The organism is Mycobacterium intermedium (genome assembly GCF_002086275.1).
GTDB lineage: Bacteria > Actinomycetota > Actinomycetes > Mycobacteriales > Mycobacteriaceae > Mycobacterium > Mycobacterium intermedium.
On sequence record NZ_MVHT01000037.1, the window covers coordinates 1 to 22073 of the forward strand.

General features: G+C 65.9%; 22 protein-coding genes and 1 pseudogene. 15 read left to right on the forward strand and 8 right to left on the reverse strand.

Annotated features, from left to right (window positions below):
- Positions 1 to 537: 537 nt before the first annotated feature.
- Positions 538 to 1383, reverse strand: a complete 846-nt coding sequence (locus BST27_RS14655; protein ID WP_069422506.1) for an SMP-30/gluconolactonase/LRE family protein — start codon at positions 1381 to 1383, stop codon at positions 538 to 540.
- Between the two features lie 81 nt (positions 1384 to 1464).
- Here BST27_RS14655 and BST27_RS14660 point away from each other — a divergent pair, with 81 nt between their 5' ends.
- Positions 1465 to 2739: an ammonium transporter gene (locus tag BST27_RS14660; protein ID WP_069422507.1), complete on the forward strand. Its 1275-nt coding sequence runs from the start codon at positions 1465 to 1467 to the stop codon at positions 2737 to 2739.
- A gap of 22 nt (positions 2740 to 2761) precedes the next feature.
- Here the strand turns inward: BST27_RS14660 and BST27_RS14665 are convergent, their stop codons facing one another.
- Positions 2762 to 3547, reverse strand: a complete 786-nt coding sequence (locus BST27_RS14665; RefSeq protein WP_069422508.1) for an MBL fold metallo-hydrolase — start codon at positions 3545 to 3547, stop codon at positions 2762 to 2764.
- A 140-nt stretch (positions 3548 to 3687) separates the two neighbouring features.
- Between BST27_RS14665 and BST27_RS14670 the strand changes: the two genes are divergently transcribed.
- A complete protein-coding gene (locus BST27_RS14670) occupies positions 3688 to 5154 on the forward strand; it encodes a WS/DGAT/MGAT family O-acyltransferase (RefSeq protein ID WP_069422509.1) in 1467 nt (488 codons plus the stop codon).
- Between the two features lie 39 nt (positions 5155 to 5193).
- On the opposite strand, the gene BST27_RS14675 is transcribed toward BST27_RS14670, so the two are convergent.
- The 4 genes from BST27_RS14675 to BST27_RS14690 all read right to left on the reverse strand — a co-directional run bounded on the left by BST27_RS14675 (position 5194) and on the right by BST27_RS14690 (position 8440).
- Positions 5194 to 5493 carry a GNAT family N-acetyltransferase gene (locus BST27_RS14675; protein ID WP_069422510.1) on the reverse strand — a complete coding sequence of 100 codons (300 nt, stop codon included), beginning with the start codon at positions 5491 to 5493 and terminating at the stop codon, positions 5194 to 5196.
- Positions 5494 to 5517: 24 nt separating this feature from the next.
- Positions 5518 to 6483, reverse strand: coding sequence for a pirin family protein (locus BST27_RS14680; protein WP_069422511.1), 966 nt, complete (start codon positions 6481 to 6483; stop codon positions 5518 to 5520).
- 76 nt (positions 6484 to 6559) lie between these two features.
- A complete protein-coding gene (locus tag BST27_RS14685) occupies positions 6560 to 7942 on the reverse strand; it encodes an acyl-CoA dehydrogenase family protein (protein ID WP_069422512.1) in 1383 nt (460 codons plus the stop codon).
- Between the two features lie 81 nt (positions 7943 to 8023).
- Complete coding sequence (locus BST27_RS14690) at positions 8024 to 8440, reverse strand: WhiB family transcriptional regulator (RefSeq protein ID WP_069422513.1); 417 nt, start codon at positions 8438 to 8440, stop codon at positions 8024 to 8026.
- 144 nt (positions 8441 to 8584) lie between these two features.
- Here BST27_RS14690 and BST27_RS14695 point away from each other — a divergent pair, with 144 nt between their 5' ends.
- The 6 genes from BST27_RS14695 to BST27_RS14720 are packed head-to-tail and all read left to right on the forward strand — an operon-like array spanning position 8585 to position 12623.
- Positions 8585 to 9361 carry a helix-turn-helix domain-containing protein gene (locus BST27_RS14695; RefSeq protein ID WP_069422515.1) on the forward strand — a complete coding sequence of 259 codons (777 nt, stop codon included), beginning with the start codon at positions 8585 to 8587 and terminating at the stop codon, positions 9359 to 9361.
- Positions 9348 to 10157, forward strand: coding sequence for a C40 family peptidase (locus tag BST27_RS14700; protein WP_079219523.1), 810 nt, complete (start codon positions 9348 to 9350; stop codon positions 10155 to 10157). The genes BST27_RS14695 and BST27_RS14700 overlap by 14 nt, the downstream gene beginning before the upstream one ends.
- Positions 10158 to 10192: 35 nt before the next feature.
- Complete coding sequence (locus BST27_RS14705) at positions 10193 to 10555, forward strand: DUF4226 domain-containing protein (RefSeq protein WP_069422411.1); 363 nt, start codon at positions 10193 to 10195, stop codon at positions 10553 to 10555.
- A gap of 58 nt (positions 10556 to 10613) precedes the next feature.
- Positions 10614 to 11990: a DUF4226 domain-containing protein gene (locus BST27_RS14710; RefSeq protein ID WP_069422412.1), complete on the forward strand. Its 1377-nt coding sequence runs from the start codon at positions 10614 to 10616 to the stop codon at positions 11988 to 11990.
- Positions 11991 to 12004: 14 nt separating this feature from the next.
- Entirely contained in the window at positions 12005 to 12325 is a 321-nt protein-coding gene (locus BST27_RS14715) for an ESX-1 secretion-associated protein (RefSeq protein WP_069422413.1), read from the forward strand.
- Positions 12318 to 12623, forward strand: a complete 306-nt coding sequence (locus BST27_RS14720) for a DUF2694 family protein (RefSeq protein ID WP_069422414.1) — start codon at positions 12318 to 12320, stop codon at positions 12621 to 12623. Before BST27_RS14715 ends, BST27_RS14720 begins: the two co-directional genes overlap by 8 nt.
- 4 nt (positions 12624 to 12627) lie before the next feature.
- On the opposite strand, the gene BST27_RS32425 is transcribed toward BST27_RS14720, so the two are convergent.
- Positions 12628 to 12771 carry a hypothetical protein gene (locus BST27_RS32425; RefSeq protein WP_170062319.1) on the reverse strand — a complete coding sequence of 48 codons (144 nt, stop codon included), beginning with the start codon at positions 12769 to 12771 and terminating at the stop codon, positions 12628 to 12630.
- Between the two features lie 69 nt (positions 12772 to 12840).
- Between BST27_RS32425 and BST27_RS34800 the strand changes: the two are divergent.
- The 7 genes and pseudogenes from BST27_RS34800 to BST27_RS14745 all read left to right on the forward strand — a co-directional run.
- Positions 12841 to 13116, forward strand: a pseudogene (locus tag BST27_RS34800) (hypothetical protein); the annotation flags it as partial.
- A 39-nt stretch (positions 13117 to 13155) separates the two neighbouring features.
- Positions 13156 to 13356: a hypothetical protein gene (locus BST27_RS31355; protein WP_139805163.1), complete on the forward strand. Its 201-nt coding sequence runs from the start codon at positions 13156 to 13158 to the stop codon at positions 13354 to 13356.
- A 167-nt stretch (positions 13357 to 13523) separates the two neighbouring features.
- The gene (locus BST27_RS14725; protein WP_069422415.1) at positions 13524 to 13853 is read left to right on the forward strand and encodes a DUF2710 family protein; all 330 of its coding nucleotides are present in this window, start codon (positions 13524 to 13526) and stop codon (positions 13851 to 13853) included.
- An 89-nt stretch (positions 13854 to 13942) separates the two neighbouring features.
- Entirely contained in the window at positions 13943 to 15430 is a 1488-nt protein-coding gene (gene eccB, locus BST27_RS14730) for a type VII secretion protein EccB (RefSeq protein WP_069422416.1), read from the forward strand.
- A 123-nt stretch (positions 15431 to 15553) separates the two neighbouring features.
- Positions 15554 to 19516 carry a type VII secretion protein EccCa gene (eccCa, locus tag BST27_RS14735; protein ID WP_269149722.1) on the forward strand — a complete coding sequence of 1321 codons (3963 nt, stop codon included), beginning with the start codon at positions 15554 to 15556 and terminating at the stop codon, positions 19514 to 19516.
- Between the two features lie 88 nt (positions 19517 to 19604).
- The gene (locus BST27_RS14740; RefSeq protein WP_197518220.1) at positions 19605 to 19910 is read left to right on the forward strand and encodes a PE domain-containing protein; all 306 of its coding nucleotides are present in this window, start codon (positions 19605 to 19607) and stop codon (positions 19908 to 19910) included.
- 13 nt (positions 19911 to 19923) lie between these two features.
- Positions 19924 to 21111, forward strand: a complete 1188-nt coding sequence (locus BST27_RS14745) for a PPE domain-containing protein (protein WP_170062320.1) — start codon at positions 19924 to 19926, stop codon at positions 21109 to 21111.
- A gap of 183 nt (positions 21112 to 21294) precedes the next feature.
- Here BST27_RS14745 and BST27_RS14750 read toward each other — a convergent pair whose 3' ends face one another.
- Positions 21295 to 22068, reverse strand: coding sequence for a TIGR03084 family metal-binding protein (locus tag BST27_RS14750; protein WP_069422418.1), 774 nt, complete (start codon positions 22066 to 22068; stop codon positions 21295 to 21297).
- Positions 22069 to 22073: the final 5 nt, after the last annotated feature.

The window sequence follows — 22073 nt, forward strand, 5'->3', positions numbered from 1 at the left end:
CTCAGGGAGTCTCTCCATCCCCGCCCTCGAGTCATTAATTGTCAGGGGGTGGGCGCCTCAACTCAGGTTGGCAGAGAAGCAACACCACGACCCGAAGGCAAGCCGCGTCGAATCCATCGACGTCCACTGGCGGCGACTCACTCAAGACCTCGGGCGCCCACCGGTACGCATGCCCCGACGCAGCTGACACACCTGAGCTGAAGTGGACCTCGTCGTCGATGAGGTCCACTTCCCTGTTTGAGCCCGCCAATAGTCTGTGGAGAATCAGCCTGACCTGTGAAGAAACGACTTCAAGCGCCTGCTGAAACACCGGACACCGGACTGGCCAGCCTTTAGCGAACCCGGCGAAACCCAGGCTCACCGTGGCATCCCAGCACCTGCGCTGCCGATCCCAGTACCGGGCCCGAAGCGAAGAAAAGTCTGTGGAGAATCGAGACAATGTCCGTGGAACCAGCACCGGCACAGCGTTCTGGCCAGCAATGCCGAACTGCTCACGTGTGAGCCCCGGCCTTCAGGCCGGGGTTTTCCTTTTGAAGGTCAGGGCGATCCCGCACCGGGCACGTCGACGCGGGCCTGCAGGATCCAGCCGGTCGATTGACCGCGAAGCAGGTCTTCCTCGGTGGTGTCATCGACCACCAGATACAACGTGCGGCCGTCGGAACCGCCGAGTGCAGGCGCCACTGCCCACCCCTTCTCGATCGGCACGCGATGGGTGACGGCCCCGCCGTCGAGAACCCGCAAAAACTCGCCGGTGCTGTAGCAGCCGACCCACACCGCGCCCTCGGCATCGACGCACAGGCCGTCGGGATGGCGTTCGGACCCCAGGTCCGCGAACACGCGCGGCGGGCCGAGGCTGCCGTCGGGTGCGGCGGGAAACGCCAGCAGCCGGGACCCCTGAGTTTCGCTGACGACGAGGGTCGACCCGTCGGGCAGGAGACCGAGGCCGTTTGGCACGGCGAGGCCGGACGCAACGACCCGCACGTTGCCGCAAGGTTCGAGCAAGCCGATCGCGCCCACGAGTCCGTCCTCGGTCGCCTGGTAGAGGTCGACATAGGCCCGTCCGTCGGCGGCAATCAGCAGGTCGTTGGTGGACCAGGCGAGTTCACCGACGTCGTACGTCGCCGCAATCCGCCCCTGCGCGTCGATGTGGTAGATCCTCGCGGCGAACAGCGCCGACACCACCAGCGTCCCGTCGGCCAGCCAGCCCAGCCCGGAAGCCCGCTCTGCCTCGGCCTCCACCTCGAGCAGGCCGTTCTCGTCCGCCGAATAGACCCGGCCGGCCAGGCCATCGGTGAACCACAACCGCCCGCCGTGCCAGCGCGGACCTTCGCCGTAGACGATCCCGTCGCAGAAGGGCAAAGGCGCAATGTCGACCGCGTTCATGGGCGCAGACCTCCCTCGCGTACGGGTGCAGATCCTCCGCGCCTACATTCTCATCCGATAGCTATCAAAAGGAGCCATAGCGTGAATATCGATCCTGCCGCTACCGCGTGGCTGCTGGCCAGCACTGCGCTCGTGTTGCTGATGACGCCCGGGCTGGCCATTTTCTACGGCGGCATGGTGCGCACCACCGGTGTGCTCAACATGATCATGATGAGCTTCATCTCGATACCGCTCGTCACGGTGGCGTGGTTGCTGGTCGGCTACACGCTCGCGTTCTCCGACGGCGGCGGCTTCATCGGTGGACTGTCGCATGTCGGGATGCGGGGAATCGGCCCGGGCACCGTGCACGGGACGGTCCCCGAGTTGCTGTTCGCCACCTTCCAGTTGACCTTCGCGATCATCACCGCGGCCCTGGTCAGCGGCGCCATCGCGGACCGGGCCAAGTTCGTGGCCTGGATGGTGTTCGTACCGGTATGGGCGGTGGCGGTGTATTCGGTTGTGGCGCATTGGGTTTGGTCGCCAACCGGTTGGCTGTCCAAGATGGGCGTGCTGGACTACGCGGGTGGGCTGTGCGTCGAGATCGTCTCGGGTGCCTCCGCACTCGCGCTGGCGCTGGTGCTCGGTCCCCGGATCGGCTTCAAGACCGAAGCCATGCGTCCCCACAACCTGCCGTTCGTGCTCCTCGGGGTGGGACTGCTGTGGTTCGGCTGGTTCGGCTTCAACGCCGGTTCGGCATTGGCCGCCGATGGAATGGCGGCCGCGATCTTCCTCAACACGCTGGTCGCCGGCTGCCTGGGCATGCTGGGCTGGTTGACGGTGGAACAGGTTCGCGACGGCAACCCGACCAGCTTCGGTGCCGCGTCCGGCGTGGTCGCGGGCCTGGTGGCGATCACGCCGTCATGCGGCTACGTGAACACTCTCGGCGCCGCGGTCGTCGGGCTGACAGCGGGAATCGTGTGCTCGTTCGCCGTCGCGGTGAAGTTCAAACTCAACTACGACGACTCGCTGGACGTCGTCGGCGTGCACTTCGTCGGCGGCGTCGTCGGGGTCATATTGATCGGGTTGCTGGCCACCGCCGTGATGACCGGGGCGCAGGGACCGAAAGGGCTCTTCTACGCCGGCGGTTTGGGCCAACTCGGCAAGCAGTCGTTCGCGATGGTGGTGGTGGGCCTGTACGCCTTCGGGGTCAGCTACGCCGTGGGCAAACTGATCGACCGGTTCATCGGGTTCCGGGTCCCCGCCGAGGACGAGGTGACCGGCGTCGACCTCACCCAGCACGCCGAGACGGCGTACACCGAAGGCGTGGCCGGCGTCCAGCAGGTGCGGCGGCCGTTGCGTACCGAAGACGACGAGTAACCGCCGGGTAGCCCAGAGCGACTCACACCGCGACGGTGGTCGGCGAGCCGTGCTGCAGCCAGGTCACGGAGTCCGCGACTGGGGAGGCCCCCAAGACCCGACGGGCTGTGTCGCGTGGTTGGCGGAAATGCTTCCAGCCCTCGTAATGCACCGGGATCACCGTCCGGGGGTGCAGCAACTGACAGGCTTGCACCGCCTTCTCCGCGGTCATGGTGTAGAGCAGCGGCCCGCTGATCGGAAACCGGACACCGCCGAGGTGAACCACCGCCGTACCTACGTCGAATCGGTTCGCGACCTCGCGGACCCCGTCGTAGAGCACGGTGTCACCGGTGATCCACAGGACGCCGTGTTCCTGGCCGTCCCAGCGCAGGGCGAAGCCGATCACCGACCCGACGATCACCCGGCTCCCCGGTGGGCCGTGCCGCGCCGGCGTCGCGGTGATCTCGATCGGGGTCCGGTCCGACGCGGTGAGAGTCGTTGTCTCCCAAGGTTTGAGGCCCTGCGTCCGGCCGCCCAGCCGCTTCGCCCCGGGCACGGTCGTCACTATGGTGCCCAGTTGCGGAAGCAGCGCGCGACCCGCGTGGTCGAGGTTGTCCCCGTGGTGGTCGTGACTCAGCAGCACGGCGTCGATGGGCCCGAGGTCGCCGGCGGGAATCGCCGGCCCGGTGAGTTTCCGCGAGAAGGCGCCCCAGCCGAAGTGCCAGCGTTCACCCGGCGGATCGAACGTCGGATCGGTCAGCAGCCGCCAGCCGCCGAACTCGATCAACAAGGTGGGGCCGCCGATGTGAGTGACGGTGACGCTACTCATGCGAGGCGCTCATGGGAGGCACCGACGCCGCATTCCATAAGGCGCAGCATAAGCCCCTTGGCCCCCGCTACCAGGTCACTCGTCGTCTCGCGGGCCGGAGAGTTACGATCCGCCTCGCACCACCGAACGAAGGAGTGGACATGAGCAAGACCGCCCGGCGGCTGGGCCCGCAAGACCTGTTCTTCCTCTACTCCGAGTCGCCGAGCACGATGATGCACGTGGGTGGGCTGATGCCGTTCACGCCACCTCCCGGCGCGCCAAAGGATTTCCTGCGCCAGCTCGTCGAGGAGAGCAAGGAAAACGAAGTCGTCGAGCCGTGGAACTTGAAGCTGAGCCACCCGGACCTGCTCTTCAGCCCGCTTCAGTCGTGGGTGTACGACGACAACTTCGACCTCGATTACCACGTGCGCCGTTCGGCGCTGGCCAGCCCGGGCGACGAGCGTGAGCTCGGAATCCTGGTGTCCCGCTTGCACAGTAACGCCCTGGATCTGCGTCGGCCGCCATGGGAAATGCACTTCATCGAAGGCCTTGAGGACGGCCGGTTCGCGATCTACGTCAAGATGCACCACGCGTTGGTGGACGGTTACACGGGGCAGAAGATGTTGGCCCGCAGCCTGTCAACGGACCCGAACGACACCACCCATCCGCTGTTCTTCAACATCCCAACGCCCGGACGGGCCGCCGCCGCCAAGGAGGATAACGGCGGTGGCATCGCAGGCAGCGTGCTCAGCGGCGTCAGTGGCGCCGTCACCAACTTGGGCGGCGTGCTCAGCGGGGTGGGGGGCGTGCTCGGTTCCCTCGCCGGCGCGGGACGATCCTCGTTGGACCTCACCCGAGCGATCGTCAACACGCAGCTGCGCAGCGACAACGAGTACCGCAATCTCATCGGTTCGGTGCAGGCGCCGCGATCCATCCTCAATACCCGGATCAGTCGCAACCGCCGCTTCGCCACCCAGCAGTATCAGCTCGACCGTCTGAAAAGCATTGGGGCAGAACATGATGCAACGCTCAACGATGTTGCACTGGCGATCGTCGGCGGCAGTTTGCGACGGTTCCTGGACGAACTGGGGGAGCTTCCCGATCGGGCGTTGATCGCGATGCTGCCGGTCAACGTGCGACCCAAGGACGACGAGGGCGGCGGAAACGCCGTGGCCACAATCCTGGGGTCACTGGGCACCGACATCGCCGATCCGGTCGAGCGCTTGCACGCAGTGACGGCAACAACGCGCGTCGCGAAGGCCCAACTGGCGACCATGGACAAGGACACGATCCTGGCCTACAGCGCGGCGTTGATGGCGCCGTTCGGAATGCAGTTGGCCAGCACGCTCAGCGGCGTCAAGACGCCCTTGCCATACACCTTCAACCTCTGCGTCAGTAACGTGCCCGGACCCCGGGAACGCCTCTACCTGCGGGGCAGTCGGATGGAGGCGTCGTTCCCGGTTTCGCTCGTCACGCACAGCCAGGCACTCAACATCACCCTGCAGAGCTACGCGGACACGATCAACTTCGGGTTCATCGGTTGTCGTGACACGTTGCCGCACCTACAGCGGATCGCCGTCTATACCGGGGAGGCGCTCGACGAATTGGAAGCCGCCACGGGTTTGTGAGCGGGCGTAGCCCACGAAATCGCTAGTACCGCAGCCGACTTAGGCGTCGTCGGTGATGTCGTCGTACTCGGGATGGTTCTTCAGGACGGTGGCAACCATCGAGCACACCGGCACAATCCGTTTACCGGCGGCACGGGTGTCGTTGAGGGCATGCTCAACCAAAATCGTTGCCAGGCCGCGGCCTCCGTAGGCGGGATCGACCTCGGTGTGGTCGAAGACGCGGTTATTGCCCCGATCCTTGTAGGTCGCCAGGCCGACGACCTGGCCCTCGACGGCAATCGTGTACCGGCCGTTCTCGGCGGTAACCGTCGTCTCCGCACCGGTCTTGTCTGCAGTCATCGGGATCCTTTCTCTGCTAAGCACTTACGTTCGCGGCCGCAAGCGGACGGCGGGCAGTGGCGGTGCCGGCAGTCGCGCGACCGACCCCTGGTAGCCGCGGACGGCACCGAAACGTTCGTCGGCCTCCTGCCACAATCGGCGGTAGGTGACGATGTCGTCGTGGCTGCGGCCCACGAAGTTCCACCACATCACCAGCTGTTCGGTAAACGGGGTTCCACCGAGTAGCAGTACCCGCGCGGGTTCTTTCCCAACATTGCGCAGTCGCAGCACGGCACTACCCGGACCTTGATAACCCAAATCACCTGCCGAGAGGGCGGTATCGCACAGCTCGAGGTTCCCCGTGTCGCACAGCACCCCGTGCTCGAAGGTGGCGTCGAGGTCAACCTCGAGCACGGTCTCGGGGTCCACGTCGAGCTGGGCACCCAGCAGCGGGGTGAACGTGTCGAGGGGTGAGCGACTCCCGGCCAGCTCACCGAGGAACACCTTGGCCCGCGCACCGGATAGCTCAACGGTTGGGGGCGCGTAATGGGCGAAGCCGCGATCGGTGTCGCGGGCCGAGTCGGGCAGTGCCACCCACAACTGTGCACCGTGCAGTACGACGCCCGGCTTGGACACTTCGGAATGACAGATGCCCGCGCCCGCCGTCATCAGATTCAGCTCGCCCGGCCGGATCAGCGCATGGACGCCCCCACTGTCGCGGTGCTCCACTTCCCCACTGAACAGCCAACTCACCGTTTGCAGACCGGTGTGCGGGTGGGGCGGGACATCCATGAGCACGCCCGGTCCACTGACCGGTCCGTAGTGGTCGACGAAGCACCACGCGCCGATCAGGGACCGCTGTCGCTGGGGAAGGGTGCGCTGTACGCGGATGGCCCGGGGTCCGCCCAAGGGGACGGCCCGCGGGGACAACACCTCTACTACTGGTCGCGCATCGGCATGTTGGGCGGTGCGGCAGGCAATCTCGGTCGGCGCGACGTCGAGGTTGCTCATGGTCCCGCCTTTCCGGGCCCTTTCCGAGCCGCCCGGGTTGCGCTATTCGGCCGATAACGCGACCCTACCCGGGCGGCTACCGGCCCGGCGGCCGCAGGGCCCGCATGGCTACCCGCATGATCGGTTCGGGTACCCGGTCCTTGAGGCCCAGGGCGGTATCGGCCGCGCGGGACCGCAGCGGGGTGCCACGGCCGAACACCCGGTTCAGCGGCCCGCCGGTCGGCTCGAGCGTCACGTGCAGCGGGGGTTTGTCGACCGCGGCACCCAGCGCATTGGCGATGACCATCCGCTGGATTTCGCTGGTTCCTTCAAAGATGGTGTAAAGCTTGGCATCTCGATACCACTTCTCCACCGGATGATCGGTGATGTAACCCCAGCCGCCCATCGTCTGGATGGCACGCTCGGTGACTTTGACGGCCACTTCGCTGGCGGCGAGCTTCGACATCGACCCTTCTCCTCGGTCGAAGGGAATCTGGTTGGCCGCCATCCAGGACGCGCGCCAGGTCAACAGTCGAGCGGCGTCGATCTGGGTTGCCAACTCCGCCAGGGGAAACGAAATCCCCTGATTGTCGATGATGGGGGCGCCGAAGGCCTCCCGCTCGGTGGCGTACGCGGTGGCGTACTCCAGCGCGGCGCGTGCGATCCCGATCGCCTGCGCCGCCACCATCGGACGGGTCTGCTCGAAGGTGCCCAGCGTCGCCGAACCGGAACGCTTGCCGCCCGCGACGGCCTCACGGGCCTTCTCCAGCTTGTGTTCCAGCTTCTCCTGTCCCCCAAGCAGATTCTCCGCCGGCACCCGGACGTCGTTGAACTTCAGCTCGGCGGTGTGGGAGGCGCGGCAGCCGAGCTTGTCGAGCTTGCGCACCAGTTCCAAACCGGGCGTGCCGCCGGGTACCACGAACAGCGCCTGGCCTTTGTGGCCCAACTCCTGGTCGACGACCGCATTGACCACGTGCACATTGGCGATGCCGCCGTTGCCGATCCACATCTTATGGCCGTTGATGATCCAGTCATCGCCGTCGCGACGGGCAAATGTGCGCAGATTGCGAACGTCGCTACCGCCCTCGGGCTCGGAGATCGCCAGTGCGGCCAGCTTGAGATCGCCCGGCGTTCCGAAGCATTCGGGCGCCCACTCCAGCATCTGCTCCGGAGAGGCGGCCTGGCCGATCGCCGACAGCGCCAAGGCGGGCATGACAATCGCCAGGCCGATTCCGGCGCAACCCCAGAACAACTCCTCCATGAACATCGGCAGCGACAGGCCGGTCGGGTCACCGATCAAATCGCGGTAGAACAGCGGACTGTAAAAGCCGCGTTGGGCCGCCTCTTCCAACACGGGCCAGGGGAACTCTTGCTGTTGGTCGTAATGAAGGGCGACCGGACGGATGCACTCCTCGGCGAATGAGTGCGCACGCCGGGCCAGATCGTGTTGTGCTGCCGTAGGTGTGAGATCGAACGTCATGGGATGCGCCTTCTGGGGTCGACGGATAGTCGGGGTCTACCCCGTGCTCTGGCGCAACAAACTGCGCGACCCATCGGCGTTTCACGCCGCCGACCGCGGGTCCAGTTGAGAGGTCGGCAGATGCAACACCACCGCCGGTGTCGTGGTCGCCGCACCTTCACGGCGGGACAGCAGCGCCGCGTTCTCGGGTAGCTGCCGGGGGTTGATCTCTCCGGCCGCGATCCGTCGCAAAAGGTCGTGGGCGTGGGCCAGCTGTTCACGCTTGCGGTACTGGCCCCCGGGCAGCTTGATGGCGGCCCACACGCCGTATTCCTCCCGGTGCGTAAGTGCCCGTTGCGCGCATAGCCGCTGCTGCGCGAGCGGGCACCGCCGCAGGCACTGAATCCGCGCTTCGGTGGCGGATCGCTCGTACGCACGTGCCTTGGCAGCCCCGTCGGCGTTGTCGTCATCGGGGTAGCCGAACCACAGTTCCGGGTTGGACGCGCAGGGGAGGGACATGGCGGGATCTCCTTCTAGAACCAAAACGTAGGCAGAAGGGTATACACAAACGGCGAGTGCGGCAAGCGAAACGTGACAAAAACGTATATATCTAGCGACAGAACGGCCGCTGTGTACTATCCGCATTTATGGCCGGAGTCTGCGTTGAGCCGTGAATCGGCCGGCGCGGCCATCCGCGCCCTCCGCGAGTCGCGCGACTGGTCGTTGGCCGACTTCGCGGAGGCGACCGGGGTCAGCATCATGGGACTGAGCTATCTCGAACGCGGGACCCGTAAGCCACACAAAAGCACTGTTCAAAAGGTCGAAAATGGATTGGGTCTACCGCCGGGCACCTACTCCCGCCTGTTGGTCGCCGCCGATCCGGAAGCCGAACTGGACCGACTGCTCGCCGCGCAGCCGGCCACCGACGGGCCTGGTCAGCCCACCGGCACCGTCACCGTCGTGCGTCACGATGACACCGCGATGTTCGAAAAGTACGCCGAAGCACAGCTTGAGACCCTGCGATCCGTCATCGATCGACTGCCGGCGCCGACATCAAACGAATATGAAACGTATATTCTCTCGGTGATCGCGCAGTGCGTAAAAGCGGAGATGCTCGCCGCCAGCTCTTGGCGACTCGCCGTGAACGCAAGTGCCGCCTCGAGCGCTCCGCTCATGGAGCACCTGCGGGCGCTCGAAGCGATACGAAGCTCGCTGCTGGAGCGGATGCCCACCAGCTTGGGTGCGCGGTTCGACCGTGTCTGCTCGCGGTCGCCGCTGCCTGAGACGGTCATCGCGGAGCTGATAGGGGTCTCCGTCGATGAATTGTGGGATATGCGTAATCGAGGTGTGATTGCCCCTGAGGCGCTCCCCCGGGTGCGCGCCTTCACCGAAGCGGTGGAAGCTAACGAGCCCGACGAGGAGCCCGGTGAGTCAGGTTGAAATCGAGGCGTTGAGCCGTGCGCATCAACTCTTCACCGGAGTTGGTCCGGCCCCGGCGCTAGATGCGGGCACCGCGCCCTACCACGACTTGCTTGGGGGTACCGCGGGGGTCAATGTGGGTGAGGGTCGCTATCAGGCTGCGGCACAACAGGGTCGGTCGGCTCTGCGCTCGGCGGCGCGTACCGACGCTGAGCTCGCTGCCGTCATCAATGCCGCACGCCGCGACCAGGCACACGCCCGAAACCTGACCGCCGGCGTGGTGCACCAGGCCCGCGCGGACGCCGCCGCTACCGCGACACCGCTCGCGCAACGGGAGGCGTTGCGGAGGCGCGTGGCGCGATTGCGTGCCCAGCGCGCGCATGTCTTCGCCGCTCAGTCGCAGGCCCGGCGACACCGGGCGGCGTTGCGCGCGTTGCGCTACCGGATGTCGCACCACCGTCGGCGCAGCGGCACCACCTCCGGCCGTGCGGCGGTCGCGGTGCGCGCGGCGCTGTCGCGGCTGGGCCGTCCCTATGTGTGGGGTGCAACCGGACCCGACCAATTCGACTGCTCGGGGCTGGTCCAGTGGGCTTACGCCCAAGCGGGGATACACCTGGATCGCACCACCTACCAGCAGATCAACGACGGCGTTCCGATATCTCGCAGCCACGTCCGTCCGGGCGATCTCGTCTTCCCCCACGCCGGCCACGTACAGCTGGCCATCGGCAACAATCTGGTTGTCGAGGCGCCCTATTCGGGTGCGTCAGTCCGGATTAGTCGGCTGGGCAACAACGTGCAAATCCGGCGACCAGGGTGAGCAGTGTGAGCGGCCCGCGGACCGGAGGTGAACCTATGAGGGACCAACTCGGGCTTTCAATGGACGCCTTTCGAACACGGCAGGAGGCCCTGGTGAAACAACACGGCGCGGTGGCTGAAGCCGACCGGATATTGGCCGAGACGCTCGGCAGCGCTCATGCCGCGATGCGTGAGAGCGTTCGTCGGCTAAACGTCATTTCGGTCGAGATAGACCGCGCGGTAGCCGACCAGGCCGCCCTCGCCGTCGATACATCGCTGGGGGCGAAGGAGTTTCAGCGGTTTCTGGCTGCCAAACAACGTGAGATGGCAGCCGTCGTCGCCGACGCCCGTGCCCTTGCTCGCACGAAAAGTGCCCAGTTGCAACGGTTGCGGGACGTGTACGCAAGCGCCGCCCGATAGGTGAATTGTCGCCGCCCGGCCGGCGCAGTACTGTCACGGCGCATGGAGGGGTCGCGGCGTGTCCATCTATGACGACGTGGTTGCCGCGATCAAAGAAGTCCAGGACGCCACCGGCGACCCCCACGCGTGGGAGATTGGGCTCACTCCAAGCGAAGTGCTCGCGGTGGTCACGCCGATCACGCCTCCGGAGCAACTTGTCGTCATCCTCGGCAAGATCCGCCAAGCGCATCCACACCAAGACGGAGACGCTGCCGCAGCCATTGCGGATGCCGAAGCTGCGCTGGCACATCAGAACTCGGCGACCTCGCAACTCGATCTTCAGGTGGTCTCCGCGATCCTCAATGCGCATCTGAAGACAGCTGCAGGCAGAGAAGCGCTGAACAAACTTCAGCGGGATATCGAAGCCGCGGTAAGGACGCGATCGGATCTGGACACTCCCGCGGGAGCAAGGGACTTTCAGCGCTTCTTGATCGGCAAGCTCAGGGATATCCGGGGGATCGTCGCGGATGCAAGTCTCGACGACACGTCGAAGTCAGCGCTGATGGCCGCGTGGACCTCGCTGTACAACGCTTCCAAGCATGAACCGGGCGCGCCGAGCGACCTTGAGCCGACCGCGACCGCACCCGCCGACGAACCGGTCGCGGCTCCCGTCCGCGCCGCCCCATCGGCGCCATCGCCGGACGCGGGCAGCGATCCGTTGTTGGATTCGCTCCTGCTTGGTGACCCGGGACCGCTGGGCGGCGACGCACCGATACCGAGCGCGGCCACGCCGGCATCGACGGCAACCGCCCCGGCGCTCCCCAGCATGCCGAGCTTGGGCGGGACCATCCCGCCGAGCGGCGGACTGTCCTCGGGCTCTATCCCCGGTTCATCGGGCGGGCTGCTCGGCGGCCTCGACGGACACCGCGATGCCCACACCAAGGACCTAGATCACAAGTTCTCCAACGACTCCGAAGACACCGAGGACCGGCACCACGACGCAAAGGACAACAAGGACGAGCAGAACGCGGGGGAGCCCGATCCTGAGCCTGTGCCGACGGGTCCGACGACCGTGACCCTGCCCAACGGTGAAACGGTGACCGCGGCCAGTCCCCAACTGGCCGCCGCGATCAAGGCCGCGGCCGGCGGAATGCCGATCGCAGACGCGTTCCAACAGCAAGGAATTGCCATCCCCCCGCCCGGAACGCCTGTCACCGACCCAATCGAGCCCGCCAGCGTGGCTCCCGGCGACATCGGAATCTTTACCGACCGGCATGCGCTCGGCCTCGGCCGCAGCAAGGCTCTCCTGGACGGTCAGATTCAACACATTTCGGCCATAACGGGCCCGAGCTTTCTAGGCTGGGTGCACCCACCGGCACCGGCGACCGCGACCGCGCCGGCTCAGACCGAGATACCGACACCGACTCGGCCGGCGGCTTCGCCGTCGGCCATCTGAACAGGAGACAGCCGATGGCAGACCGAATCGAAGTGGTGCCGGCACAGTTGCGCGAAGCGGCCGCCGGTCATCAGCGGACCTCCGAATACCTTCGAACCGTTCCGTCGTCGCACCCGGCGATCCAGGAGAGCTTGGACTCACTCGGACCGATCTTCAGTGGGCTGCGTGAGGCTGGACGTGAGCTGCTCGAACTCCGCCGCCGGTGTTACCAGCGGCAAGCCGACGACCACGCCGATCTCGCCGAGAACCTACGGGCGTCGGCCGCCCTGTGGGAGCAACATGAGCAGCAAGCGTCGCAAAGCCTTCGCAACGTAACGGAGTTGACTGATGACTGAGCCGAACCCGGCCTTCGACACCGTGCACCCCAGCGGGCACATCCTCGTGCGGTCCTGTCGCGGCGGATACCTGCATAGCGTTGCCCTGAGCGAGGGGGCGATGGACACCGATGCGGAGGCCCTCTCGGAAGGCATTCAGCTAACCGCCGACGTGTCTTGCCTCAAGGCATTGTTGGAAGTGCGCGACGAGATCGTGGCCGCGGGCCACACCCCGTCTGCAGCGGTTCCGACTGCCGGCGATCTCGACGCAGCAATCGAAAAGCTGCTTGAACATCGCATGCGCCGGCGCGAAACCTAGCTACTTACTGCAGCCAGACCCGGGCGGCGTCGGGATCGGGGACGATATCGGTCGGCGGCTCGATCGGATTGGCGCCGAACAACTCTCGCGCGCGAACCAGCAGAGCACGCACCTCGTCGAGTTGCTGCTGCAGCGCAGAGTCGGCCATGGCGCTCACGCTACCCAGGCACCGTCGACCGCACAATTCACCAGCAAAGGGCGACGGCACCCTGATCCGATGGCGATTTTCGGCCGGCTGGAAGGTGCGGCAGGGTCTCCGCCGAGCTACCGGTGAATCCCTCACCATTGCGACGTTCAGCTCTCCCGTCGACTGCACGGCACGGGTGTTGGGTGGGTTCTGGCCCGACGAGTTGGCGACAATCCGACGGGCGGGATCGGATCACCCGCTGCGACGGAGGCAGAAGCCAAAGCGATCGAAGACGCCCGCGCGGTCGCTGTCCGACGGGTCGAATCGACGCTGCGGCAGCTACGCCAAAGCAACCGCCCAGCGCCAAACCCCGCGGCGGCAAATCCCCAACCGGAAGCAGCGTCCGTGACCAATAAGAATCCTGAGCGGCAGGACCTGCCTGCGGTGGACGACCTGGTGTGGGAGTTGGGCCGGGCTACCCCCGGTGTGACGGACTTCTCGATTCGTGCACGTCGGCCGGGGGCCGCCGGGGCCGGACCGGCCTGGCTGACGACGAGGTCCACCTATAGCAAGCGCAGCTACATACCGTGGTTAATCAGGTGGTAAGTCGATATCCGGAGGTCGATCGAGGCGTTACCGCTCAACTGCATGTTGGTGGCGGCCGCTGCAGCCCGCGTCGCCGCGGACGGGTCCGGCGAACTTTCACTACGCCTGCATCAGGTAATCCGATACATATGTGAATTGACGCAGGTGGGCCTCGTGGACATACTGTCATGGTGTCGGGGTCGGACGGTCACAGCGAGGAAGGCGACCTGAGGGACCAGGACCTCGTCGAATCGGTTCTTCGTGAACTGAGCGAAACCGCTGACAGGTGGGAAGCCCTTGTCGCACAGGCGGAAACCGTCACGTACAGCGTGGACCTAGGCGATATTCACGCTGTCGCAAATTCCGACGGTCGGTTGCTCAGGTTGACGTTGGATCCGAGCGTGATGACCGGCTATGCCCATGGCGAGCTGGCCGAGAGATTGAACCTCGCGTTCGCAGCGTTGCGCGACGAGGCAGAGGCCGAGAATCGGGCACGGTACGGCACTCATCTGCAGTGATGTCTGCAGCGACGCCGGTGTCGGTGCCCCCGCCCCATCGTGGGCGGGGCCCTCCCAACGAGGCATGCGACAGCGGAAGGAGAACGACTGTGCCACTGAATCTGTCCAACCGCGACCAGAATTCGGGGCACCTGTTCTACAACCGGCGACTACGCGCGGCGATCACCAGGTTCTCCGTGCGGATGAAGCACGACGACCGTAAACAGCAAGCCGCGGTAGCGCTTTCGCTCGTACTGGTGTTGCTCGGTGTCGGTTGGATGGCCTTGCTTCACATCATGAAACCGGCGGGTCTTGTAGGCCAGTCCGCCATCATCGGCAACCGCGACACGGGCGCGGTATACGCCCGGCTCAACGGCCGCCTCTACCCGGCACTCAACTTGACTTCGGCGCGACTGGCGGTCGGAAACGCCGCCGCGCCAACCTGGGTCACCGCCAGCGAGATCGCCAAGTATCCAACCGGTCCAATGATCGGCATTCCCGGGGTGCCAGACAGCCTGCCCGTCGCGAACGGCGGGGTTTCGGCATGGTCGGTGTGCGACACCGCCTCTCGTGCGACCGGCAGCGGTCCGGTCGTGACAGCTATCGCCGGCCAACTAACCGCGCTGGACCGAGCCGCCGCGGTGGGCCCGAAGCAGGCAATCCTGGTAACCCACAACGGCGCGACTCATGTGATCTGGGGTGGCCAGCGGTCGCGCATCGATCCATTGGACCGATCGATCACCTTCAACCTCGGCCTCGATGTCGGGGTGACGCACCCGATCGACATCTCCAACGCGCTTTTCGACGCGATGCCATCAACCGAACCCCTTGCGCTGCCGCCCATTCCGGAAGCGGGAACAGCTTCTCGCTGGTTGCCGGGCGCATCGGTGGGCACTGTCCTGCAGTCGCGCGATGCCGCTGGGGCCATCAACGCCTTCTACGTCCTGCTGCCGGATGGGGTGCAGAAGATCACCGGCTTCGTGGCGGATCTGCTGCGCACTCGCGATTCGCAGGGCTCGGTAGCGCCCACTCTGGTGGCACCGGACAAGCTGATCCACATCCCGGTCGTCGACATGCTCGACGTCGACTACTTCCCGTCGGGACGGCTGGAATTCGTTGACACAGCGGCCAACCCGGTCACCTGTGTGGGATGGGTGAAACAGTCGGGAGACCCGCAGGCCAGGGTCACCATCTTGTCCGGGCGGGGCCTACCCGTCCCGATGGGCATGGACGCCCGCGTGGTGCCTTTGGTGCGTGACGACCGCAATCCCGATTCGACCGAAGCACACCAGACCCTGGTGCTGCCCGGTGCGACGAACCTGATCGCGACGACGAGCGGGGTACTCACCGCCGACAGCCGAGAAAGTCTGTATTGGGTTTCACCACAAGGTGTTCGGTATGGCATTCAGTCCGAACCGCGAACCCTGCAGGCCCTGGGGCTGGATCCCAGGCGGGCCGCACAAGCGCCTTGGCCGATAGTACGCACCTTTGCGTCGGGTCCGGCGATCAGCCGCGCCGCGGCCTTGGTTGCCCGCGACGCAATCCCTGCTGGCGGCTCGGTCGGACCCATTCCCGACTACAACGAAGCCGGGAGCTAGCCATTGTCCAAACGAGGCTTCATCCGCTCGACCCGCACCGCCGTACCCAGCGTGGCGCCGGTGCGCGTCGCGGTCGCAGCGCCATTGGCGTTACCCGAACGCGAACCGCGAAACATTCTGCTGATGATTGCACTTCCCGCGCTGTTGATTGGGATCGTCGGGACGCTGGTGGTGATGTATGCGTCGGGCGTGCGGTCGTTGCAGTCGGGGTTTTTCCCGATGATGGGATTGGTCGGTTTCGGAGCCCTGATGTTCGGTGGGCGGTTCGGGCGTGGGCGCCGAATCAGCTGGGGCGAACAGGAGAAGCTGCGCCGCAGCTATCTGCGCCAACTCGACGAGGATCGGGAAGAGGTGCAGTGGGCCGGCCAAAACCAGCGACATGCACAGCTTTTCGTGCACTGCGACCCACTCAAGCTGGACAGGGTCATCGGCGGAACGCGGATGTGGGAGCGGCGTCCGACCGATACCGATTTCCTCGATGTACGCCTGGGGATCGGGGTTCAGCAGGCCAGCGAGTCCGCGGTGACGCTGCAGTGGCCGGACGTGCCCGTCGGCGAGGAACTCGAACCCGTAACCGGCGGTGCGCTCAGGGATTTCATCCTCGAGCAGAGCAAGATCCGCGAGATCGGCAAGGTGCTGAGTCTGCGGTCCAAACCAGGCTTCAGCTTCATCGCTGACAACCCGAACGAACTATACGACCTGGCGCGGTCGGTCTTGTGCTCACTGGCGGTCTACCACAGCCCCAACGACCTCAAGATCATGGTGGTCACGCGCCATCCCGAACTGTGGTCTTGGTTGGTGTGGCTGCCGCACAACCAGCACGACGAGATGTTCGACGCGTGCGGGTTGCGCCGGTTGATATTCGCGTCGCCCACCGAGCTGGAAGAGTCACTCGATGCCGAGCTGCACCGCAAGGGTCGCGGCCCCTGGATACCACCGGTCGGGTCGAGTCCCACCTCGATGCCGTCGCCCGTCGAGTCGGGTGTTTCGTTGGGATCGCACTGGCTGATCGTCGACGACAACGTGGGCACGCCCGAGCAGTGGGAGGGTGTGACCGGGCAGAAGGGAATGGCCGGAATCACGGTGCTGCGGTTGGCGACCCGGGTCGGCATCGGTGTCGGATTCGCCGACGAGTCCCAACGGTTCGTCCTACGCGAAGGCAGGCTCATGCATCGCGGCACCTTCTACGCGGTGGCGGACACCGTTGCCGAGAGCACGGCGAACCGGTACGCGCGGGCGCTGGCCCGATGGTCGCCGATGACTGCCGGCGAGCTGTCCGAAACCGACAGTCAGGCCGGGGAATTGTTGCGGGCGCTGGGCATCGCCGATCCACGTGAGCTCGACGTCGACCGGCTTTGGGCCGAGACCCGCGGTCGAGGTGACTCGAAGTGGGCCATGGTGCCGGTGGGGGTGAGACAAAGCGGAGAGCTGCAATACGTGATCCTGCGCGCCAAGGACTTTGGCGGCTATGGCTTCCACTCGGTGGTGATCGGCACTTCCGGATCCGGTAAGTCGGAGTATTTCCTGTCGCTGTGCAGTGGGATCGCGCTCACGCACTCGCCGGAGACGTTCATCGTCATATTCGTCGACATGAAGTTCGAGTCAGCGGCCCAGGACCTGCAGGGCTTCCCGCACGTCGCTGGCTCGCTGTCGAATCTCGGCAAGGATGATCGCCATCTGGCAGAACGAATGCGCAAGGCCATCAACGGCGAGATCGCGCGGCGCTACCGGCTTTTCAAGGATGCCGGCGCCCGCGACGCGAACGAGTACGAGGAGATGCGACTCGCCGGACGGGATCTGGAGCCAGTTCCGATTCTGCTGGTGATCATCGACGAGTACCTCGAACTGTTCATCCACCATCCCGAGTGGATCGATCTGGTCATTCACATCGGGCAGGAAGGCCGCGGCTGCAATGTCTTCTTCACGCTGGGCGGGCAGCGACTGGATCTGTCGTCGCTGAGCAAGGCCAAGAGCAACATCGCATTTCGGGTGGCCCTGCGCGCAGAAACCGCCGAAGACTCCCGTGACGTGATCGGCAGCGATGCCGCGCTGCACCTGCCGTCGAAGGAGAACGGCTACGCACTGCTCAAGGTGGGACCGCGCGACCTCGAACAGTTCCGCTGCTTCTACGTGTCAGCCCCATTCGTGGTGCCGAAGCCGGTGACGAGCGTGAACACGCCGGTTTCGGTGAGCTTCTCCCAACCACGTTCCTACACCTGGGAATACCAACCGCTCAGTGATGCCGACAGCGAAGCGTTGGCAACGGCCGAGCAGCCCGAAGAGCCCGACGAGTTCCTCTTCCATTCCGACGGGTTCCGCAAGATGAAGCTCGTGGACGTGATTCGGGAGGCGCTGGTATCCCACCCCGCGCGCCCTCCGCACCGGATCTGGTTGCCGCCGTTGGAAGTCAGCGAACCGATCGATGCGTTGGTGGCGCGCTGGCGAGGCAAGCCGTGGAACGTGGACTATGGCGACAACTACGGCCTGGTATTTCCGCTGGGGATTGTGGACATTCCAGAGGAGCATGCCCAACGCGTGCACGCCGTCGACGCGGAGATGGACAACATCATGGTGGTCGCGACGGCGCAGCGCGGAAAGTCCACCACCTTAATGACTTTGATGGCGTCGGCGGCGCTGATGTATCGACCCGAACGGGTGACGTTTTTCTGCATCGGAGCCTCGCTGCATGCCATCGAGGAACTGCCGCATGTGGCATCGGTGGTCAGCCCGACCGACGTGGAAGGCGTGTCGCGGACCATCGCGTCGATCGAGGGACTGGTCCTGGCCCGCGAAGCGTCGTTCAAGAAGTACCAAATTGACATTGCCGAGTTTCGGGAACGACGGTTCGGCACCGGTTTCGGTGGCGGCGGTGCGGGTGGCACCGATCCCGACGACAAGTTCGGCGACGTCTTCCTCGTCATCGACAACTTCGCCGACTTCTACGACAAGAACGCCGCCATGGGCGACCGCGCGATCGCTATCGCCCGTCAGGGACTGTCGTACGGCGTACACGTGATGACCAGCGCCACGGCATGGCTTGTCGGGCAAAAACAGCAGTTGGTCAATGTGTCCAACGCGCGGATTCAGTTGCGGCTCAGCAATCCAGACGAAACTCAGATGGGCGAGGGCTTCGAGCGGAAGAAGGCGGCTCGCAACACCTTGGACCGGCCCGGGTTCGGCTTGACCCGGGACGGCCACGAACTGCTGGTCGGGGTACCCGAGATCGTCGGGCCCGACGGCGAGCGGGTGGCGACCCGCGACATCGGTGCTTTGGTTGCCGGGCTGACCGGCGCCGGTCGGGTCGAGAGTCTGGCGCGGTTGCCCGGCCGAGTTGCGCTCGATGAAGTGGTGGCCGCCTTCGCAGCGAGCCCCGCCTCGGCGGACCCGTTGAACATCCCGTTCGCGATTGGTGAAACTGCGTTGCGCCCGGTCGCGTTGCCCGCAAGGGCGGTGCCGAACCTGTTGATCGTTGGTCGGCAATCATGCGGCAAGACAACGACGTTGGCTGCCCTCGGCAAGACGATCGTCGAGCGCCTGACACCGGAGCAGGCTCAGATCACCATCATCGACCCCAAGACGTCGCTCATCGGCAAGGTCCAGGGCGAACACGTGCGGGCCTACGCCTATACCGCCGACGACATCGACACCGTGATCGCAGAACTCGCACAAATCCTGCGCGACCGCCTACCGCCGTCGGGCCTCAGTCAAGAGCAGCTGCTCAGCCGAGGCGACTGGCAGGGACCGCACCATTTCGTGCTGATCGACGACGAGCAGGAACTTCGGCCGCACGGTGTGGTCGGCAAGGGCGCTGCGACCGCCCCGTTGTGGGGGTTGATCGAACGTGGCCGTGAGATCGGCCTGCACGTGTTCGCTTCCCGTCTGCCCGGAAACTGGGCGGGCGTGTCGGTCACTAACCCGTTTCTGCAGAGGATGACGGGTTCCCGGGCGCCGACGTTGTTCATGGACAACGATCCGGCCGCGGTGAAGGTGTTCGGAAGGACCAGCGCGCAACAATTCCCGCCCGGACGTGGCCTCCTTGTCACGACCGACGGCGTGATGGAAGGGGTGTTGGTCGGAGAGCCGTAAACCTGAACTGACAGGTGGCTTGCCCGCTTTTAGACTCAGACGCCTTCGCTCTCGGGCGGTGAAGCAAATCAGTTGGGAGGCAGTGAATATGAGTGGCGTGTTCGGCATGGTTCCGGGTGCTGTTGACTTGTCGGCAGCCGTGGAGGCTGGGATCAGCGAGGAAATGGCGGCCACCACTGCTGCCGGGGCTGCCGCGCTCACCGGCGTGGTGCCGATGGCAACGGATGTCGACTCGATCGAGTTCGCGGCGGCCTTGAACGCCGCGGGTGCTGCGTACCTCGCAACGGCCGGCGAACACATCGGACAACGGGCGGCCTTCTCCGGGGCGCAAGGCCTGGCATCGACGGCCAATGTCGCCGCGGAGGCCACCCGCGCGGCGGCTAACGCGCTGTAGGAACGGTTCAGACATGCCCGATCCGAGGTGGACAGGTCCGCCGGAGGTTGTCGCGGCGATCTTTGAGGCGGGTTCGCCTGCCTCGGTGATCGCCAACAACGTCGTTTGGGTCACCGAAACCGCCAACGAGGAACTTGCGGAGGGTCTGTCCGCGGCCAACACCCTGGTGACGGCGGCGCAGTGGCAGGGCGTCGGCGCGGTCTCCTCCATGGTGACTGCGACCGGACTCAACGCCGGGTTGCAGACGCTGGTCGGCTGGACAGCGGGGAAGATAAGCCTCACCCAGGCCGCTGTCGAAGCCTTCGCCCTGGCGCGGTCCTCGGTGATTCCGTCAGTGATCTCGCAGACCAATCGCGACGAGTGGGCGGTGTTGAATGCCACCAACTTCTTGGGGCAGAACACCCCGGCGATAGTCGAGCGCGACGGTGAGTACTACGGCGAGCACTGGCCGCACAACTCAAGTGTGGGTTGGACCTACTCCGCCGCGCTGAGCGCGTTGACCGCAGCGTTGGCCGTTCCCCCGCCGCCTGCCCCAATGGGCGCGTCACCGGCCGCGCCGGCGGCGGCGGCACAAGCGGCGGCGCAGAGCGCGGGACAGGCCGGAATGCACAACGCGGTGCAGGCGTCGTCTCAGGCCGCGCAGCTCGGCGGCCAGACCGCCGGTCCGGCCGACGCGGGCACGCGGCAGCTCGGCTCGCTGATGCAGGAACCGCTGCAGATGGTTTCGGGTGTCGCCGAACCGCTCAAGCAATTGGGCCAGGCTCCGATGCAGGCCGTGCAGGGGTTCACCAGCCTGCCGCAAGGCATGCTGCAGGCGATGGGCGGGATGTTCCCGGCGGGGACGGGGTCGCCGAACGTGGCCGGGGCCGCGGTTGCCGAGCCCGTTGCCGCTGGGGCCGGCGGGGCCGCCGGTGCTGGCGGCGCGGGCGGCGGTGCGGGTTTTCCCGGTGCCGGATTGACCAGTTACACCCGGCCCACCAGCAGCTTTGAACCCGGCGGCAGACCAGCCAGCTTGCGTGCCGGTGTTCTCAACGCCGCGGAGTTGCGCGGGCCGACGGCGTCGAACGGGCTGGGTGGCGCTCCTATGCCGATGACGCCGGTCGGGATGCTGGCCCGGGGCAACGGCGCCGAGTCGGACAAAGGCACGGTGCCGCGTGCGCGCGTTGTCGTTGCGGGAGACCTCACAGACCCCCGCAGTTAGCTCCGTCGTCAAGCCCTATCGCCCCGGGTTCGAGCCTTACGGCCCGGTCTCTCTTCGCGCGCTGCGCGCGCTCGTCGCCCCGGGCTCGAGCTTTACGGCCCGGTCTCTCTTCGCGCGCTACGCGCGCTCATCGCCCCGGGCTCGAGCTTTACGGCCCGGTCTCTCTTCGCGCGCTACGCGCGCTCATCGCCCCGGGCCGGGAGGCCCCGCGAAGGCTTGCGCGATCGACAACCACCGCTGCGCGTCCTCCCCGACGGCGGTGACATCGAGCGTCTTCAACGCACGCCGCTGCGTCACCAGGTAGCAGAAGTCCTCGGCGGAGCCGGTCACCCGCTGGGCCGCGTCGGACGGGCCCCACGACCAGATGTCGCCGTCGGGTCCGCGCAACTCGACGAAGAACGGTTCGCTCGGCGGCGTCAGATTGTTGACCACGAAGGCGTAGTCGCGAGTCCGGACCCCCAGGTGCGCGATCGACCGGAGCCGCGCGGTGGCGGGCCGCGTGACACCGAGAGCGTCGGCGACGTCGAGTCCGTGCGCCCACGTCTCCATCAACCGTGCGGTGGCCATCGACGCGGCGCTCATCGGCGGACCGAACCACGGCAACTTGCGGCCGTCGGCAACCTTCACCAACTCGTCGTGCAGTCGTCGGCGGGTCACCCGCCAGTCGTTGAGCAACTCTTCCGGTGGCAGCTTCGCCAGCTCCTCGGCGCCGGCGTCGACGAAACCGTTGGGATCGGCCGCCGCCTCGGTCAACACCTCCGCGAATCGGGCCTCGTCAGTGACCGACAGCAGCGCCACTCGGTCGGTCCACAACAGGTGAGCGATCTGGTGTGCGATCGTCCACCCGGGCGCAGGCGTGGCCTTCGCCCACCCCTCCGCGGGCAGTGCCGCCACCAGATCATCGAGCTCGTCGCTCTCCGCCGCCAGGTCGGCGACTATCGGACCCGGACCCGCCATCGTTA

Excerpts from the sequence above, each read along its gene's own strand:
- BST27_RS14705 (WP_069422411.1), top strand. The coding sequence starts at position 10,193 with ATGAGGGACCAACTCGGGCTTTCAATGGACGCCTTTCGAACACGGCAG.
- BST27_RS14665 (WP_069422508.1), bottom strand. The coding sequence starts at position 3,547 with ATGAGTAGCGTCACCGTCACTCACATCGGCGGCCCCACCTTGTTGATC.
- eccCa (WP_269149722.1), top strand. The coding sequence starts at position 15,554 with ATGATTGCACTTCCCGCGCTGTTGATTGGGATCGTCGGGACGCTGGTG.
- BST27_RS14715 (WP_069422413.1), top strand. The coding sequence starts at position 12,005 with ATGGCAGACCGAATCGAAGTGGTGCCGGCACAGTTGCGCGAAGCGGCC.
- BST27_RS32425 (WP_170062319.1), bottom strand. The coding sequence starts at position 12,771 with ATGGCCGACTCTGCGCTGCAGCAGCAACTCGACGAGGTGCGTGCTCTG.
- BST27_RS14750 (WP_069422418.1), bottom strand. The coding sequence starts at position 22,068 with ATGGCGGGTCCGGGTCCGATAGTCGCCGACCTGGCGGCGGAGAGCGAC.
- BST27_RS14690 (WP_069422513.1), bottom strand. The coding sequence starts at position 8,440 with ATGTCCCTCCCCTGCGCGTCCAACCCGGAACTGTGGTTCGGCTACCCC.
- BST27_RS14675 (WP_069422510.1), bottom strand. The coding sequence starts at position 5,493 with ATGACTGCAGACAAGACCGGTGCGGAGACGACGGTTACCGCCGAGAAC.
- BST27_RS14655 (WP_069422506.1), bottom strand. The coding sequence starts at position 1,383 with ATGAACGCGGTCGACATTGCGCCTTTGCCCTTCTGCGACGGGATCGTC.
- BST27_RS14740 (WP_197518220.1), top strand. The coding sequence starts at position 19,605 with ATGAGTGGCGTGTTCGGCATGGTTCCGGGTGCTGTTGACTTGTCGGCA.
- BST27_RS14670 (WP_069422509.1), top strand. The coding sequence starts at position 3,688 with ATGAGCAAGACCGCCCGGCGGCTGGGCCCGCAAGACCTGTTCTTCCTC.
- BST27_RS14680 (WP_069422511.1), bottom strand. The coding sequence starts at position 6,483 with ATGAGCAACCTCGACGTCGCGCCGACCGAGATTGCCTGCCGCACCGCC.
- BST27_RS14725 (WP_069422415.1), top strand. The coding sequence starts at position 13,524 with ATGGTGTCGGGGTCGGACGGTCACAGCGAGGAAGGCGACCTGAGGGAC.
- BST27_RS14720 (WP_069422414.1), top strand. The coding sequence starts at position 12,318 with ATGACTGAGCCGAACCCGGCCTTCGACACCGTGCACCCCAGCGGGCAC.
- BST27_RS14745 (WP_170062320.1), top strand. The coding sequence starts at position 19,924 with ATGCCCGATCCGAGGTGGACAGGTCCGCCGGAGGTTGTCGCGGCGATC.
- BST27_RS14685 (WP_069422512.1), bottom strand. The coding sequence starts at position 7,942 with ATGACGTTCGATCTCACACCTACGGCAGCACAACACGATCTGGCCCGG.